Origin of the sequence: Streptomyces triticagri (assembly GCF_003429565.1) — a bacterium.
Classification (GTDB): domain Bacteria; phylum Actinomycetota; class Actinomycetes; order Streptomycetales; family Streptomycetaceae; genus Streptomyces; species Streptomyces triticagri.
The window spans coordinates 33,623-49,348 of the sequence record NZ_QUAK01000121.1; the positions used below are offsets into that span (position 1 = coordinate 33,623).

Annotated in this window: 14 protein-coding genes; 7 read left to right on the forward strand and 7 right to left on the reverse strand. The window is 73.1% G+C overall.

Annotated elements, in window-relative coordinates:
* Nucleotides 1–9: 9 nt before the first annotated feature.
* Complete coding sequence (gene leuE, locus DY218_RS22995) at nt 10–669, reverse strand: leucine efflux protein LeuE (RefSeq protein ID WP_128558032.1); 660 nt, start codon at nt 667–669, stop codon at nt 10–12.
* 87 nt (nt 670–756) lie between these two features.
* Nucleotides 757–1,329 (reverse strand): Uma2 family endonuclease, encoded by a 573-nt coding sequence (locus DY218_RS23000; RefSeq protein ID WP_128558049.1) that lies wholly within the window; start codon nt 1,327–1,329, stop codon nt 757–759.
* Between the two features lie 223 nt (nt 1,330–1,552).
* Between DY218_RS23000 and DY218_RS23005 the strand changes: the two genes are divergently transcribed.
* Nucleotides 1,553–2,422: a L,D-transpeptidase family protein gene (locus tag DY218_RS23005; protein ID WP_128558033.1), complete on the forward strand. Its 870-nt coding sequence runs from the start codon at nt 1,553–1,555 to the stop codon at nt 2,420–2,422.
* 200 nt (nt 2,423–2,622) lie between these two features.
* On the opposite strand, the gene DY218_RS23010 is transcribed toward DY218_RS23005, so the two are convergent.
* From DY218_RS23010 to DY218_RS23020, 3 genes are all read right to left on the reverse strand, one after another.
* On the reverse strand, nt 2,623–3,657 hold the full coding sequence (locus DY218_RS23010) for a hypothetical protein (RefSeq protein ID WP_128558034.1): 1,035 nt from the start codon (nt 3,655–3,657) through the stop codon (nt 2,623–2,625).
* Complete coding sequence (locus DY218_RS23015) at nt 3,657–4,310, reverse strand: RNA polymerase sigma factor (RefSeq protein WP_128558035.1); 654 nt, start codon at nt 4,308–4,310, stop codon at nt 3,657–3,659. Before DY218_RS23015 ends, DY218_RS23010 begins: the two co-directional genes overlap by 1 nt.
* 333 nt (nt 4,311–4,643) lie before the next feature.
* Nucleotides 4,644–5,405: an SDR family oxidoreductase gene (locus tag DY218_RS23020; RefSeq protein WP_128558036.1), complete on the reverse strand. Its 762-nt coding sequence runs from the start codon at nt 5,403–5,405 to the stop codon at nt 4,644–4,646.
* A 217-nt stretch (nt 5,406–5,622) separates the two neighbouring features.
* On the opposite strand from DY218_RS23020, the gene DY218_RS23025 reads away from it, so the two are divergent.
* The 3 genes from DY218_RS23025 to DY218_RS23035 all read left to right on the forward strand — a co-directional run bounded on the left by DY218_RS23025 (nt 5,623) and on the right by DY218_RS23035 (nt 10,226).
* Nucleotides 5,623–9,015, forward strand: coding sequence for an AfsR/SARP family transcriptional regulator (locus DY218_RS23025; RefSeq protein WP_128558037.1), 3,393 nt, complete (start codon nt 5,623–5,625; stop codon nt 9,013–9,015).
* Nucleotides 9,016–9,124: 109 nt separating this feature from the next.
* Nucleotides 9,125–9,952: a helix-turn-helix domain-containing protein gene (locus DY218_RS23030; protein WP_128558038.1), complete on the forward strand. Its 828-nt coding sequence runs from the start codon at nt 9,125–9,127 to the stop codon at nt 9,950–9,952.
* A complete protein-coding gene (locus DY218_RS23035; protein ID WP_407703676.1) occupies nt 9,936–10,226 on the forward strand; it encodes a DUF397 domain-containing protein in 291 nt (96 codons plus the stop codon). Before DY218_RS23030 ends, DY218_RS23035 begins: the two co-directional genes overlap by 17 nt.
* A gap of 3 nt (nt 10,227–10,229) precedes the next feature.
* Here DY218_RS23035 and DY218_RS23040 read toward each other — a convergent pair whose 3' ends face one another.
* The gene (locus DY218_RS23040; RefSeq protein ID WP_128558039.1) at nt 10,230–11,012 is read right to left on the reverse strand and encodes a hypothetical protein; all 783 of its coding nucleotides are present in this window, start codon (nt 11,010–11,012) and stop codon (nt 10,230–10,232) included.
* Nucleotides 11,009–12,418 carry a VWA domain-containing protein gene (locus DY218_RS23045; RefSeq protein ID WP_128558040.1) on the reverse strand — a complete coding sequence of 470 codons (1,410 nt, stop codon included), beginning with the start codon at nt 12,416–12,418 and terminating at the stop codon, nt 11,009–11,011. Before DY218_RS23045 ends, DY218_RS23040 begins: the two co-directional genes overlap by 4 nt.
* Before the next feature lie 209 nt (nt 12,419–12,627).
* On the opposite strand from DY218_RS23045, the gene DY218_RS23050 reads away from it, so the two are divergent.
* The 3 genes from DY218_RS23050 to DY218_RS23060 all read left to right on the forward strand — a co-directional run bounded on the left by DY218_RS23050 (nt 12,628) and on the right by DY218_RS23060 (nt 15,670).
* Nucleotides 12,628–13,836: a serine/threonine-protein kinase gene (locus DY218_RS23050; protein WP_128558041.1), complete on the forward strand. Its 1,209-nt coding sequence runs from the start codon at nt 12,628–12,630 to the stop codon at nt 13,834–13,836.
* Between the two features lie 165 nt (nt 13,837–14,001).
* Nucleotides 14,002–15,096: a DNA polymerase III subunit beta family protein gene (locus tag DY218_RS23055; RefSeq protein WP_128558042.1), complete on the forward strand. Its 1,095-nt coding sequence runs from the start codon at nt 14,002–14,004 to the stop codon at nt 15,094–15,096.
* 70 nt (nt 15,097–15,166) lie between these two features.
* Complete coding sequence (locus DY218_RS23060) at nt 15,167–15,670, forward strand: hypothetical protein (protein WP_128558043.1); 504 nt, start codon at nt 15,167–15,169, stop codon at nt 15,668–15,670.
* Nucleotides 15,671–15,726 lie beyond the last annotated feature (56 nt).

Here is a 15,726-nt window from a genome sequence, read left to right on the forward strand (position 1 = left end):
GGCCCCGGCTCAGGCGCTGCTGAGCGAGAGCTTCACCGCGAAGCCGAGGAACACCGCGCCGGCCGCCGATGTCGCCCCCGCCGAGAGCCGCCGGCGACTGCGGAAGGCGGCCGCCAGCCGGGTCCCGCCGAAGATCAGCGCGGACAGGTAGAGCACGCTCGCGATCTGCGCGAACGCCCCGAGCACCACGAACGACAGCGCGGGATAGGCGTACCCGGGATCCACGAACTGCACGAAGAAGGAGATGAAGAACAGGATCGCCTTCGGGTTCAGGAGGCTCACCACGAAGGCCCTGCGATACGGGCGCTCGGCCTCGCCCTCGGCGGCAGCCGGCGACTCGGAAGCGGCGGCGGCCCGCTCGGCCCTGGTCCGCCACATCGTCCAGGCCGCGCGCAGCATCCCGATCGCGAGCCAGGTCAGATAGCCGGCCCCGGCGTACTTCACGATCCCGAACAGCACCGCATTGCCCTGCAGCAGCGAGGCGACGCCCGCCGCGGACAGCGTCATCAGGACCGTGTCACCGCAGACGACTCCGAGCGCGGCCCGATACCCGGTCCGCACCCCGCGCCGGGCGGCGACGGACAGCACGTACAGCGAATTCGGCCCCGGCAGAAGGACGATGAGAGCAACGCCCACGAGATACGTCGGCAGATCGGTGACACCCAGCATGGGGGCGAGTCTGACACGCGCCGTACGACACGAACACACCGTTCCGCATACCGGACGCCCCGTGCAGGACGGCGCCTGCGGCCAGGGTCAGTCGCCGTCGAGCAACGTGTCCACCGACAGTTCGACGGTCACCCCGACGGCCTCGGGCACCCGGACCTGCTGACCGCGCTCGAACCGCTCCGGCGCCGGATACCGGCCGTCCTCGGGTCCCTGGTAAAGGAGCACCTCATCGTGCTTGCGGTCCACCACCACGTACACCGGAACGCCGGCCTCGGCGTAGCACTCGACCTTGGGTCCGAGGTCGTCCGACCAGTTGGAGGAGGTGACCTCCAGGACGAGACGGAAGACGTTCGGCGCGTAGCAGTTCTTCTGGACGTGGGCGTCGCGGAAGTCGTCGTCGACGACGGAGAGGTCGGGCACCGCGTAGTCCTCGGACCGGCCGGGGAGCCACAGGCCGATGCCCTGGACATACCGGAGTCCTGCCTGCCGCGCCCCCGCCGCGGCGAATGCCTCGATGAGCGAGGTCAACGACAGGGCATGCGACCCGTCCGGCGGCGGTGTCACAGTCAGCCTCCCCTGGAGAATCTCCACGCGGTGCCCGGGCGGCAGAGCGTGCGAGAGCAGGTCGGCGGCCTCGCCCAGGGTCAGCTCTTGGTGCATCACAGCCACGGCAACCTCCTTCGGGGATCACTCTTGTCGAGAGTAACCGGCGGTGCGGGCTCTCCGCCCCGGTTCACCCGTTGGAGGGCCTCCCGCCCCGGGGGGGTGGTTCCGTGGTCGCCGGGGCCTTCCCCCGGTGGGCGTTCGGCTTTGGTGATGCGCGGGAAGCATCCGGGGGACACGTGGTCCGCGGACGGCGGGGCGCAGACGTCGGGGGGACGGGATGCAGCGGAGAGCGGGGGCCGGGTGGCGGGCAACGGCCGGTGGGGCGGCCGCAGTTGTGGTGCTGCTCGGCGCGGTGGGGTGCAAGGTGAGCACCGCGGACGGCGGGAGCGTGGGCGCGACGGGCTCCGCCACGGGGAAGCAGCCGCCTCCCCTCACTGCGGCGCCGGACGACGCCAGGGGCGGGGGCTCCCCGGCCGCATCGCCGTCGTCCTCCGCACCGGCGTCCTCCGCACCGCCGCCGGTCGCCGCGCCGGGCGACGACGGCCGCCGGGTGCGGGAGCTGCAGGCCCGCCTCGCCCAGATCGCCTGGTACTTCGGGCCCGGCCCGAGCGGCGAGTACGACAGCGCCACGGTGAAGGCGGTCAAGGGCTTCCAGACCAAGCGCGGCCTGCCGAGCACCGGCACCACGGACCGCGCCACCTGGGGCCGCCTCACCGGCATGACCGGGAAGCCGACGTACTTCCAGCTCTACGCCGCGGGCGACCAGCCGCCCGCGAAGCCCGACAAGCGCTGTCTGACCGGCCGTGTGCTGTGCATCAGCAAGACCAGCCGCACCCTGACCTGGATGGTCGACGGCAAGGCCGTCTCGACCATGGACGTCCGCTTCGGCTCGCAGTACACGCCCACCCGCGAGGGCGAGTTCACCGTCTACTGGAAGTCGCGGCACCACGTGTCGACGCTCTACGACACCCCGATGCCGTACGCCCTCTTCTTCAGCGGCGGGCAGGCGGTGCACTACTCGTCGGACTTCGCGGCAGCCGGCTACACGGGCGCGTCCCACGGCTGTGTGAACGTCCGTAAGAAGGAGCGCATCGCGTCCCTCTTCGCCCAGGTCCGCAAGGGCGACAAGGTCGTCGTGTATCGGTGAGCGCGGCTCCTGCGACGCGCGGCTACCGAGAGAGGTGCAGAGCGAGGGTGGGACCGGGGGAACGTGTCCCACCCTCGCCAACTGCACTGAGCCGTGGGTACGGGGGGAACCCCGGCTCGTGCGGGCCGATGACCAGTCGGCTCACTCATTACTGCGCCGGGTGCTCCGAGAGTGTTACACCCCAGTAGGGCGGGCCCGGATCAGGCCGTGGAGCCGGCCGCGGCAGAGCCCGAGGCGCTCGGCTCGGGCGTCTCGGTGGCGGGCGGCGGGGCGAAGCCCGCCGGCGGGTCGGGGGCGGGTGCGTTCGACGGGGACGGGTCGTCCGGCTCGGACGGGCCGCCGCTCTCGTTGTCGTCGCCGTCACCTCCGTCGCCGCCGTCGTAGTCGCCCTTGCCGTCCCCGGACTCGCCGCCGCCCTGGCCCTGCCGGTCGAGGAGCCGGTCGCAGAAGCGCTTCACGTCCGAGGCGTTCTTCGCCGCCTTCTCCAGCCTGCGCTGGATACCGGGTGCGAGCGGGCGGCCCTCGCGGTGGTCGCGGCAGGCGTCGATCGCCTGCTCGTACCAGCCGCCGGGCGGACGGTGATCCTTGTCACCGCCGGTGGAGGGCTTGTCGCCGCCGTCCTGCTCCGTCGGGGAGTCGGGATCGCCCTGCGAGGGGTGCCCGCCGTCCCCGGTCGCCGGGTCGTCGTCGTCCTTCGGCCCGCCGTCCGGGTCCGGGGATCCGGAGCCGGCGATGCCGGGCTCGGAGGGGTCCGCGGACGGCGAGGAGAGCGGATCGGGCGGTGTGGCCACCGCGGACACCGAGGCCGCGGGCCCCGGTTCGGACCGGCCGCCGAACGGCGTGGGGATCACTCCCGTACCGGCCGCGACCGCGACCCCGCCCAGCGTGCAGACGGCGAGCGTCGCGGCCAGGCCGAAGCGGACGGGGCGGCCCCAGCGCGTGGAGCTCCGGCCGCGGCCGCCGGCGATGTGCACACCGGAGCCCGTACGGACCGGGGCCCCGGTGCGCCCGGCGCCCGCACCCGCGCCCATCGCCGCACGGAATGCCGCGAGGGCGGCCTCCTCGCCGGGAAGTTCCTCGTGCTGCGGGTGGTGGGCGGCCTTGGCCGCGCCCAGGACCGCCTGCAGGCGGCCGGCCCGTGCGTGTGCGTCGTCGTCGACGGCGTCGAGGGGCTCACCACGCAGCAGCTGCTCTGCCGCGTCCTCGTCCAGCCACTTAAAGCGCTCGTCGGCCATCACATGTCCTTCTGCGTCCGCATCCGCGATTGCGTCACACCCGCGGAGCTCGCGGCACGCCCGCGGCGTCCTCGCTGCGGCGGCACGACACCGAGCATCTCGTCCTGTCCGCCGAGCAGTTCCGCCAGTCGTTTCAGTCCCCGGTGCGCGGCCGTACGCACCGCTCCGGGGCGCTTGCCCAGGGCCTTCGCGGCGCTCTTCGCGTCCAGGCCCATCACCACCCGCAGCACCACGGCCTCCGCCTGGTCCTGCGGGAGCTGCGCGATCAGCGCCATGGTGTCGCCGGTGGCCAGCGCCTCCATCGCCTCGCCCGCGGTGTCCGCCGAGCCGGGCTTGCCGGTCAGCTCCTCCTCGTCGCCGCCGACCGCGGGGCGGCGGCCGCGCATGCGTATGTGGTCGAGGGCGCGGTTGCGGGCTATCCGGGCCGTCCAGCCGCGGAAGCGGTCGGCGTCTCCGCTGAAGCGGTCCAGGTCGCGCGCTATCTGCAGCCATGCCTCGGACGCCACGTCCTCGGCGTCGAGATCACCGACGAGCGTGCGTACGTATCCGAGCAGCCGCGGGTGCACGGTGCGGTACACCAGACGGAAGGCGGTCTCGTCCCCGTCCTGTGCAGCGAGCACCGCGGCGGTCAGCTCCGCGTCCTCCCCCAGCACTGCGCGCGCCCCCTCTTGCCCCTCGGCCGGCGCCGCGGTCCACGGCTCCGGGATTCGCCGTCCTGATCGGTCCTTGCCGGCTGCCACGGCCCGCGCGAACCCGGCGCGAGGCAGAACGCTACGGGCCGGAAGGCACCCGCGTCCATGTTTGTACAACGTGCAACCACCACGTGACGTACCGCGGTGTGACAGAAAACGCATGCCCGGCGCTGACATAGATACGGGTCGCCGCGCGATCCGTCCCGTGCGACGGTCGGGGCCTCTCCTGTGGGGGGTGGCGGCCCCGGCCGTTCGCCTCGTGGCCCCCTCCGGCCCTCCGGGCGGCCCCGTTCCTCAGTGGGCGGCGACGAGGCCCTGGGCGAATCCGCCGTCGACGGCGAACTCGACATTGGTGGTGAAGGTCGCGTCGGCCGCCAGGAAGAGCGATGCGGCCGCCACCTCCTCGACCGTGCCGTTGCGCCCGAGCGGCGTGGTCTCGTCGCCCTGCCGCTCGAACTCCCTGCGCTGCTCCTCGGTCAGCCCGGCCACTCCCATCGTCGGCGTCCTGATGAATCCCGGGGCGACCGAGTTCACCCGGATACGGCGGGGCAGCAGCTCGGCCGCCAGCACATGGGCGAAGGCCCGTGCCGCCTCCTTCGACGCGGAGTACGCGCTCAGGCCGGGGAAGACGACATCGTTGGCGACCGTGGTGAGCACGATCGAGCCGCCGTCCGCGATCAGCGGTGCCAGCGCCTGGACGGTGAAGAAGACGCCCTTCGTGTTGACCGCGAAGTGCCGGTCCCAGGACGCCTCGGTGACCTCGGCCAGCTCGGCGAACTCGGCGATGCCGTGGTTGACGAAGAGATGGTCGACGCTCCCGAACTTCTCCCGGGCCAGGGCGGCGAGTGCGGTGATGTCGGCCATGCTCGCGGCGTCGGAGCGTACGACGTGTGCCGCCCGGCCCTTGAGCGCGGACCGCGCCTCCTCGAGGGTCTTCTCGCTGCGGCCCGTCAGGACGACCTCGGCGCCCTCCGCGAGGAGCGCCTCGACGATCGCCAGGCCCATGCCGTGCGTCCCACCGGTGACGACGGCCTTCTTGCCGGTGAACCTGCTCATGATCACTCCATCTGTTGCCGTTGTTGCCGTGCCGACATGCGGTCCTGTTGCCGTGCCGGCACGTGGTCGGTCGTGCTTGCGGGGACGACTCTGCGGGACGGCGCTCTCGGTCTGCATGCGATCCGCTTTCGGTCCGCAGTCGGCCCGCAGTCGCCCGGCTCCCGGTCCGCCGTCGGGCGCTCGTCCGCAGTCCGTGTGCTGCCCGTACGCTGAGCCGATGCGCTTCGGGGTACTGGGACCACTGGCCGTTCAGCGGGCGGACGGTGCGCTCGTCACGGTGCCCGAGGCGAAGGTGCGCACCCTGCTGGCCGCCCTGCTCGTCGCACCGGGTCAGGTCGTCCCCGCCGATCGGCTGGCGGACGACCTGTGGGGCGAGCAGCCGCCCGCCCGGCCGGCCGCGGCGCTGCAGACACTGGTGTCCCGGCTGCGCAGAGCGCTGGCGCGTGCGGGGCAGGACGGCCTGGTCGTGCACCGCCCTCCGGGTTACCAACTCCTCGTGGCCGACGACGCGGTGGACGCGGAACGCTTCCTCGCGCTTGCGGGGCGGGCACGGCGGGCGGCCGGTCCTCGCGAGAGGGCCACCGGGTTCGCTCAGGCGCTGGCCGAGTGGCGGGGTGCCGCGTTCGCCGGGTTCGCGGACGAGCCCTTCGCCCGGGTGGCGGCCGCGCGCCTGGAGGAGCAGCGGCTCCTGGTCGTCGAGGAGCAGGCCGAAGCCCGGCTCCAGCTGGGCGAGCACGGCCAGTTGGCGGGCGAGCTCAGAGAGCTGACCGAGCGTCACCCCTTGCGTGAGCGGCTGCGCGCGGCCCATATGCGGGCCCTGTACGGCAGCGGACGCCCCGGCGAGGCCCTGGAGGTCTACCAGCAGGTCCGCCGGGTGCTCGCCGAGGAGCTCGGACTCGAGCCGGGGCCCGAACTGGCCACGCTTCAGGGGGAGATCCTCCGTCAGGGCGAGGTCCTCCAGCAAGGGGAGAGCCTCGAGCAGAGGGAGAGCCTCCAGCAAGGGGAGAGCCGGCCCCCGGCCACGAGGCTCCCCGCCCCGCTCTCCGGTCTGATCGGGCGCTCGCGTTCCGTGGCCGATGTGCGGGCGCTCCTCGCCGAGGAGCGGCTCGTGACGCTGACCGGTCCGGGCGGCGTCGGCAAGACCCGTCTCGCGCTCGAGGTCGCCGCCGACCCGGTCGCCGCCGACCCGACCGACCCCGAGGAGGCCGCGCCGTACTTCGCGGACGGAGTACGGCTGGTGGAGCTCGCCGGCACCGCGCATACGGCCGGGGCTTCCGGCACGGCCGTGGACGACCTGGCCGAAGTGGTGGCGGTGGCGCTCGGGATCCGTGACGACACCGGCGGCGCGCGACCGCCGTCCGTGGCCGGGGGCCCGCACCCCCTGGCGGACCGGCTGGCCGACGCGCTGCGGGACCGGCAGCTCCTGCTCGTACTGGACAACTGCGAACACGTCGTCGAGGCGGTGGCGACCCTCGGACGCCTGCTGCTGCAGGCCGCACCGGGAGTACGCCTGCTGGCCACCAGCCGCGAGCCGCTGGGCATTTCGGGCGAGCAGGTCTGGCCGGTACCTCCCCTGGAAGTGCCCGAGCCCGGGGCGTCGTACGCCGAAGTGATGCGGTCGAGCGCGGTCCGGCTCTTCGTGGCACGGGCGGCCGCGGCATCGCCCGGTTTCGCCCTGTCCGAGAGCAACGCCGCGGCGGTCGCCACCATTTGCCGCCGTATGGACGGCATACCGCTCGCCGTCGAGCTGGCGGCCACCCGCCTGCGCGTGCTGGGCACGGCGGCGCTGGTCGAGCGGATCGACGACCGGTTCGGGCTCCTGACGAGCGGGCCGCGGGACGCCCCTGCCCGGCAGCGGACGCTGCGTGCGGTGATCGACTGGAGCTGGGATCTGCTGACGGCCGCCGAGCGTACGGTGCTCCGGCGCCTCGCGATCCACTCCGACGGTTGCACGCTCGATGCCGCGGAGGCGCTCTGCTCAGGGGGCGGCGTGCGGCCCGGCGAGGTCGTCGACCTGCTGGCCCGCCTGGTGGACCGGTCGCTGGTCGTCGTGGCCGCCGACCCGCAGGGCCCGAGCCCTCACCAGGAGCCGCGTCCGCGCTACCGCCTGCTGGAGTCGGTCGCCGCGTACGGCCTGGAACAGCTGCGGGCCACACGTGCGGAACCGGACGACGGGGACACGCGGCCCCGAGGGAGCCGGGCCGCGACGGAGTACGACCGGCTGCGCGCCGCACACCTCCGCCACTACACCGAGCTCGCCGAACACGCCGAGAGCCGGCTGCGCGGCGGTGAGCAGCAGGTCTGGCTGCACCGCCTCGACGCGGAGGCCGCCAATCTGCGCGCAGCCCTGGACACCGCGGTGGCCACCGGTGAGGCCCTGCTCGCCCTGCGCCTGGTGCGGGCCATGGCCTGGTACTGGTTCCTGCGCGGCCGGCTCACGGAGGCGAGACGCGCCATGACGGCAGCCCTGGCCGTCGCGGAACCACCGGAGGGCGAGGAGGAGTCGGCGGACGAAGAAGCAGGGACGCTCTCCGGTCACCGCGCGCGCGTGGCGGCTCACCGCGCACACGTGGCGGCTCACCGCGCACACGTGGCGGCATGGCACGCGGCGACGACGATGCTGTCCGGCGAGCCGCTCGGCTCCGGGCCGGTGAGCCGTGCGCCGCTGCGGCTGTACGAGGACATGGCCGACGCCGGCGAGGCCGGGCGGGTCGGCCCGGGGTGGCTCCTCGCCCACGCCGCGACGAACTTCGGCGCGCTGGAGGTCGGCGAGGAGCTGGTATACCTGACGCTGGCGGATGCGCGGGCGTCGGGCGATCGCTGGGGAGTGGCAGCGGCGCTGAGCGTACGAGCCGTACAGCGGCATGTGCGTGGCGAGTTGACGGATTCCCGCTCCGACGCCCGGGAGAGTCTCGCGCTGTTCCGTGAACTGGGCGACAGATGGGGGCAGTTGCAGGCCATCGGAGTCACGGGCAGGCTCGCGGAGATCGAGGGCGACTACCGGGCCGCGGAGGCCGAGCACCGGGCCGGGCTGCGGATCGCCGAGGACCTGGGACTGTGGACGGAGGCCTCGATCCGCTGGTCCGAACTGGGCCGGATCGCGCTGCTCGACGGCGACCACGCGCGAGCCGACGAGTACCACCGCAACGGCCGACGGCTCGCCGTCCGCAATGCCGACCACCGCGCCCAGGAGTTCGCCGAGATCGGCCTCGCACTCGGCGCGCGTCGCCTCGGGCGCCTGGCGGACGCCGAGGCACTGCTGCACACCTGGCTGACGTGGAACCGCCGGTTCGAGGCCGCGAACGGCGCCGCCCTGATCCTCGCCGAACTCGGCTTCATCGCCGAGCTCCGCGGGGACCACGAACTCGCCCTGAATCTCCACACCGAGGGCCTCACGGCCGCCCGCGCCACCGGAGACCCCCGAGCGATCGCCCTCGCACTCGAAGGCCTGGCCGGCGCCCACCAGGAGGCCGGCCGCTCCGCACTCGCCGCTCGGCTCCTGGCCGCCGCCGACCGCTGCCGGACCGCCGTACGGGCGCCGCTGCCGCCGGCCGAACGCGGCGACGTCGATCGCATCACGGCAGCGGTCCGTGCATCTCTCTCGCCCTAGGACCGCACTCTCCGTGCGATTACCGTCACAGCGCGCTGTCGGCGCGGCTAGGCTCAGGGAGCACGACGCGGCAATTGCACACGTCTGTACGGGAGTTGGGGAGGCGTCCATGGCCATCGAGGACAATCCGGGATCTCGGACCAGCTACGGGGAAGAGCTGCGTCGGCGGCGCGAGGCGGCTGGGCTCACCCAGGAGGAGTTGAGCGTGCGGGCGGTCATGTCCCGTACGCACATCGCGCACATCGAGGCCGGACGCCGCCGCCCCGCCCTCGACGACGCCCAGCGACTCGACCGCATCCTCGACACCGGGGGCGTCTTCGTGACCTTCCTGCCGACCAGAGGGGAGGGCGCGGTCGCGGAACACTTCGCGGAGGCGCTGCGGTTGGAGGAGCGGGCCACGGTGATTCGGGTCTACGGGCCGAAGTTGGTACCCGGGATCCTCCAGACAGAGGCCTACGCCCGCGCAGTACTCGAGTCCGGGCACCCACCGAAGACTCCCGACGAGCGCGACAAACTCCTCGGGACGCGCCTCCAACGCGCCCGTATCCTGCGGGACTTCACTTCACCGGTGGTGTGGATACTGCTGGACGAGGCGGTGTTACGGCGGCCCGTCGGGGGCGGGGAGGTGATGGCCGAACAGCTGCGGCACATCGCGGAGTTGGGGGCATCGCACCGCATTCGGGTTCATGTGCTGCCGTTCGCGGTGGGCTATCACGCCCTCCTGGAAGGCTTCGTCTCACTCATGTGGTTCGACGACCTGCCACCCGTGGCCTACGTAGAAGGCCTCAAGACGGGCCGAGTACTCGAAGTCCCTTCCGTGGTGACCCAATGCCAGGCGGCCTACGATCACGCCATGGGCGATGCCCTCTCCCACCGGGAATCCCTGGCAATGATCCGATCCATCGCGGAGGATTACGACCGTGCAGAGCATCAGTGAGCAGCCCACGACCATTCCGGACGCCTCGACCCTGACGATGTGGCGCAAGTCGTCGTACAGCGGCGGCGACAGCGGAGACTGCCTGGAGGTCAACGACAGCTGGCGCAAGTCGAGTTACAGCGGAGCCAGCAGCGGTGACTGCCTGGAGGTCAACGACGCCCCGGCCCCCGCCCGCATCCCCGTCCGCGACAGCAAGAACCCCACCGGACCCGCGATCGTGTTCTCGGCCCCGGCCTGGACCTCCTTCGTCGAATCCCTCGGCCGTACGGACTGAGCCTCAGCTCCTCCGGCGGCGTCGCTGGTCGATGACGGCGAGGAGGACGAAGCCGAGGGCGGCGGCGGTGAGGGCCGTCGCGACGGGGACGCCCCAGGTCTTCAACGGCGAGGCGGCGGAGGCCTGTTGAGTCTTCGGGCGCTCGCGATCGGACGCCTCGGCCCCGCCCGTACCGCCGCCGCCCATGCGCTTGCCCGGGTCGAAGGGTTCCGCCGGTTCGGGTGCCACTCCCCCATCGGCGATCTCGATGTCGAGGCGCAGCGGCAGGGTGTTGCCGCGGCCGGCGTTCGTGGACGTGATTCCGGCCTGGATGTAGTACGTGCCGGCCAGTTCGACGGCGGCGTCGTTGTCCTCCTCGACGCCGATCGAGCAGTCGGCGTCGACGTCGCCGCCCTCGCGGGCCGTGCTTCCGCCCTTCCAGATCGCCGCGTTGGGACTGTCCGCCTTGCAGCGGACGGGCTGCCGGACCGGGTCGTAAACGGCCACGCCGAACGCCTCGGGCTCCGGGCCCGGGTTGTAGCCGGCGGGCAGGGTCGTCCGCGCCGTGACGGACAGGGACTGTCCGCGCTCGAGCTCCACGCGGTAGAAGTACAGGTCGCCGACCACCGTGTCCCCGCTGAGCGTTCCGGCCTCGACGGGCCGTGCGGTGTTGAAGGTGGCGCCGCCCTTGATGCCGCCGCCCTTGTCACCGTCCGCCGCGCCGGCCGAGGGTACGGCCGCTGTCGCGAGCAGGGCGGCGAGGCACGCGGCGAGGGCGGCACGGCGCCCGGTCCGTGGGCTGATCACGAGGTCCTCCGGCTGTTGAGGGCGGTACGTACCAGGACGGCGCCGGCGAGGCCCGCCAGGGCGGCGAGCGCGAGGGGCCCCGGGCGGGTGGTGGCCGAGGACGCTCCCGCGTTCCGGGAGTCGGCGCCGTCCTTGGCCTTCCCGTCCGGGCCGGCCGACGGGGACTGCCCGGTGGCCTGTCCCGCCTCCGCGCCGGCGCCCGCGTCCGCGGCCTGCCTGCCGTCGGCGTCCACGGCCCGGCCTCCGAGGCCGACGGCGATCTCGACCGGCTGCGCCTTCCCCGCGGCGGTGCCCACGTCGTCGACCACCTGGGCGCAGACGTCCGCCACGTCCTCACCTTCGGGGATCGCGTCCCAGGTCAGGCGGTCGCTCGCGACTCCGGTGCTGATGACGTTCGTCCAGTTCGACTTCACGGTCTGCTCGTCGTCGAACGGCCGCTCCTCGCCGGGCAGATGGAGCCGGACCCGGACGAAGGACGCCCGCTCGTACTCGCCGTTCTCGGGAATGACCGCGGCGGAGAAGCGCAGCGACTGGCCCGGCCGGACCCGCACCTTGTACCACCGCTTGTCGCCGTACGTCAGCGCGTCGCGGTACTGGCCGGGCTCCAGGCGCGGGGCGTCGTCGCAGGCCGTCGCGCCGTGGACGCGGGCGCCCGAGGCCTCGTACGGGCTGAGGGCGCGTTTGACGGAGTCGTCGAGGCCGTCGCCCAGTTCGTCCGCGTCGCCGGCGTCCGCGTACCGGCCCTTGGTCGCCTTCGCGATGCACTTCAGCTCCGCGCGGGCCTTCGCGGTGACCTTGAGGCCGACCGTGTCGATCACCAAGTCGAGCCCTGCGCCCTTGAGTTCGCGGGCGACCCGGCAGGGGGACGGCGGGGCGCAGGTGTCCTCGCCGTCGGAGACGAGGATGATGCGGCGCGGGCCGTCGTCGCCGAGCTCCTTCGCGGCGAGCTTCAGCGTCGCGCCGATCGGTGTCATCCCGAGTGCGTCCATGCGGCGGACCTCGGCGGTGGCCTTCTTCCTGGCCGCGTCGTCGAGTTCCGCGACGGGGGCGAGCAGCCGGGTGTCCCGGCAGCCCGGGCCCGGGTCCTCGCCGGCGTACTCGGAGCCGTAGACCCGTACGCCCATCGCCGTGCCGTCGGGCACGTCGTCGATGAGGCCGGTCACCGCCTCCTTGGCCGCGGCCAGGCGGGTGCGACCGCCGGCGTCCTTCTCCTTCATCGACCCGGAGGCGTCCAGGATCGTCATGATGCGCGGCTGCCGTTCGTCCGCGGCCGCGGGGGCGGCGCCGGCCGCCGCGACCAGCGCCGCGGTGAGCGCGGCGACGATCAGCAGGGCCATGGCCCGCGGGCCGCGGACGACCGCGGTGCGAACACTGTCGACCGAGTACGTCATCAGCTCGGACTCCATCCAAGTCGGCGTGGGACAAGGGGGGTTGCGGCCGGCTGCACCCCGCCCGGTAATTTGCAAAGAGAAACGTATGCTTCGCGAGCGCAAAGCGCAAGGGGTGGCCCCATCCCGGCCCCGACTCGGCGCGCCGCCCACGGAGCTGGCACAGTTCGTACGGGGTTTCGACGCGAGGCGCACAGCAGCAGGCCGTACGGCACGAACGGGGTGAGATGAGCGAGACGGTGTTCGCCGGGCGGTACGTCCTGGCCGACGAGATAGGCAGAGGCGCCTCCGGCACGATCTGGCGAGCCTGGGACCTGCGCCGGCAGCGGTACGTCGCGGCCAAGGTGCTGCAGCGCCAGGCGGCCCAGGACCTGCTCCGTTTCGTACGGGAGCAGAGCATGCGCATCGAGCACCCGCACGTCCTGGCCCCCGCCGGCTGGGCCGCGGACGACGACCGGGTGCTGATCGCCATGGAGCTCGCGGACGGCGGCTCGCTCGAGGATCTCGTCGGCGACTACGGGCAGTTGCCGCCCCGCCTGGTGTGCACCCTGCTCGACCAGCTCCTGTCCGGCCTGGAGGCGGTGCACGCCGAGCAGGTGCTCCACCGGGACATCAAACCGGCCAACATCCTCCTCGACGCGACCGGCGTCGGCACCCCGCGCGTACGGCTGTCCGACTTCGGGCTCGCGCTGCGCCGCGGGGACCCACGGCTGACCGAGAACCATCACGTCGTGGGCACGCCCGGCTACATCGCCCCCGAACTCTTCGAAGGGGACGATCCGCACATCGCGGGCGATCTCTTCGCGGTGGGGGTGGTGGCGCTGTATCTGCTGCAGGGCGTCGAGCCGGACGCCCGTGCGCTGGTACGCGAACTGGAAGCCGCCTCCGTCGCACCACAGGCCCCGCCCGGCATCGACGAGCCGCTCTGGCAGGCCGTCCTGATGCTGCTGCAACCCGATCCGCGCGCCCGCGCCCGCAGCGCGGCCCAGGCCCGTACGGCCATCGCGCGGGCGGCCGAGCGGCTGCCGGCGGCCGCGGCCGCCGATGCGGAGCCCATCGAGGTCTTCGATCAACTCGGGCCGCTGCCCGAGGGGTTCGGGGCGGCGGGGCCCGGTGGGGAGGCGCAGGCGGGTGCGGCGGGCGGCGGGACGCCCCGTACGACTCCTCGCGGGCCGGATCCTCGGACGGTCACCCCGGCGGCAACGGCTCCGGACGGGGCGTCGCCCGAGCCCGAGGTGACCAGCTACCACCTCGCGCCGCCCGCCGGTGTCGAGGGTGCGGCAGCGCCGCCGGGTACGTCCACGTCCACGTCCGGGCCGAGCCCCGCCGGCCCACGCCCCGCCGGCCACAGCACCAGCAGCCGCCTCTGGCTCCTGGCCCTCATCACCTTCAGCCTGGCCGCGGCGCTCTGGGCGTTGGTCCTGATCCGGGGCTGAGCGCGCCGGGTACGCCACGTCCTCGCCACAGACCGCAACGGACCGAGATCCGCCCGCTGACCGTATGCCTACGAGCGGAGCGCGATATGCCTACGAGCGGAGCGCGACGTCGACACACCTGACCCGAGTTGACCTTCAAGTCGGTCGAAGCCCGACCATGACTCCGTGCCGAACACCGAACTGATGCCGATCGGGGTCTTCGCCCGGCGTACCGGGCTGACCGCGAGCGCCTTGCGCTTCTACGCCGATTCCGGGCTGCTGCCGCCCGCGGAGGTCGACCCCGACTCCGGCTACCGCTACTACGCCGCCAGCCAGGTGGCACGCGCGGCCGCGCTGCGGCAGCTCCGCGAGATCGGCATGCCGCTGCCCGCCGTCGATGCGGTCCTGGACGCCGACCCCGGCGAGGCGTCCCGGCTGGTCGACGATCACGTCGCGCAGGTCCTCGCGGACGCGGCAGCCGTGCGGCAGAAGGCCGCTTCGATCAAGTCGGCGCTCACGGACGGTCCGAGCCTGCCGGTGGCCACGCTCACGGGACCGGTACTCGCCGACGCGATCGAGCAGGTCCTGACGGCGACCGCGCACGAACCGGGCCTGCCGGTACTCGGCGCCGTACGCATCGAGGCGACGCAGGAAGCCGTCACGCTCACCGCGACGGACCGGTACCGCCTCGCGACCCGGACCCTCGTACCCGCCGGGACCGAAGCCACCGGCGCGGCCTGGGCTGCCACGGTCGACGGCGACGAACTGCGTTCTGCGGTGCCGGAGATCCGCCGCAGCGCGCTCGTACGCATCGAGGCGTCACCGCACGCCGTACGCCTGCGCATGCCGGACCGCGAAGACCGGCACTGCCGGCTTCTGCCGCAGGAGTTCCCCGACCACCGGTCGATGCTCGACTCGCTGCCCGAGCCCGGCACCCGTACGACCGTGGCGAAGGATCTCCTCCTACGAGCCCTGGAAGAACACTCGGGGGAACGGATCACGCTGCACATCACCCGCCACGCTCTGACCGTCGAGGTGACCGAAGGTGCCGGGGTGACCGGGGCAGCGCCCGTCGGCACCCCGCTCCCCGCCACCGTGACGGGCCAGGACCTGCGGATCACCTTCGCCCTGACCACGCTCTACCCGGCCGTCAGCACCGCCATCGGCCCCGACGTGATGCTCGACCTGCGCGGCCCGGACCAGCCCGTCACGATCCGCTCCGCCGACCGCGGCGATCTCACCACGCTGGCCATGCCCGTCGACCCCACCCACACCTCCTGACCGATCGCTGACCGATCGACACCACCACGGCCCGACCACGGCACCGCCGCCGACGACGAGGAAGACCACCATGAGCACCATCACCCCCGACCCCACCATGGAAGCCATCAGCCGAGCCGTCGTACAAGGACGAGCCGGCGACACCTCCGCCGCCCGACAGCAGCTCCTGACCCTCTGGTCCACCATCGGCGTCACCGGCGACCCCTTGCACCGCTGCACGCTCGCGCACTACCTGGCGGACCTCCACGAGGACCCCGCCCAGGCGCTGGCCTGGGACATCCGTGCCCTGGACGCGGCCGATGCGACCACCGACGCACGCACACAGCAGCACCACGCCGGCCTCCACATCGCCGGCTTCTACCCGTCCCTCCACCTCAACCTCGCCGACAACTACCGCCGCCTCGGCTCCTTCGACGCCGCCGGCGAGCACCTCACCGCCGCCGAGGCCCACACCCCCGACCTTCCCGACGACGCGTACGGAGCCTTCCTCCGTACCGCTCTCGCCGAAGTGGCGGAAGCCGTCTCGCGGCGCGACGTCAGCAAGCGGGCCTCCGCGCCGGGCCCCGCCGCCTGACGCACACGGCCGCCGCGCCGCCCGCCGTCACCCCGCCGTACGCGCCCGGCGAGCCG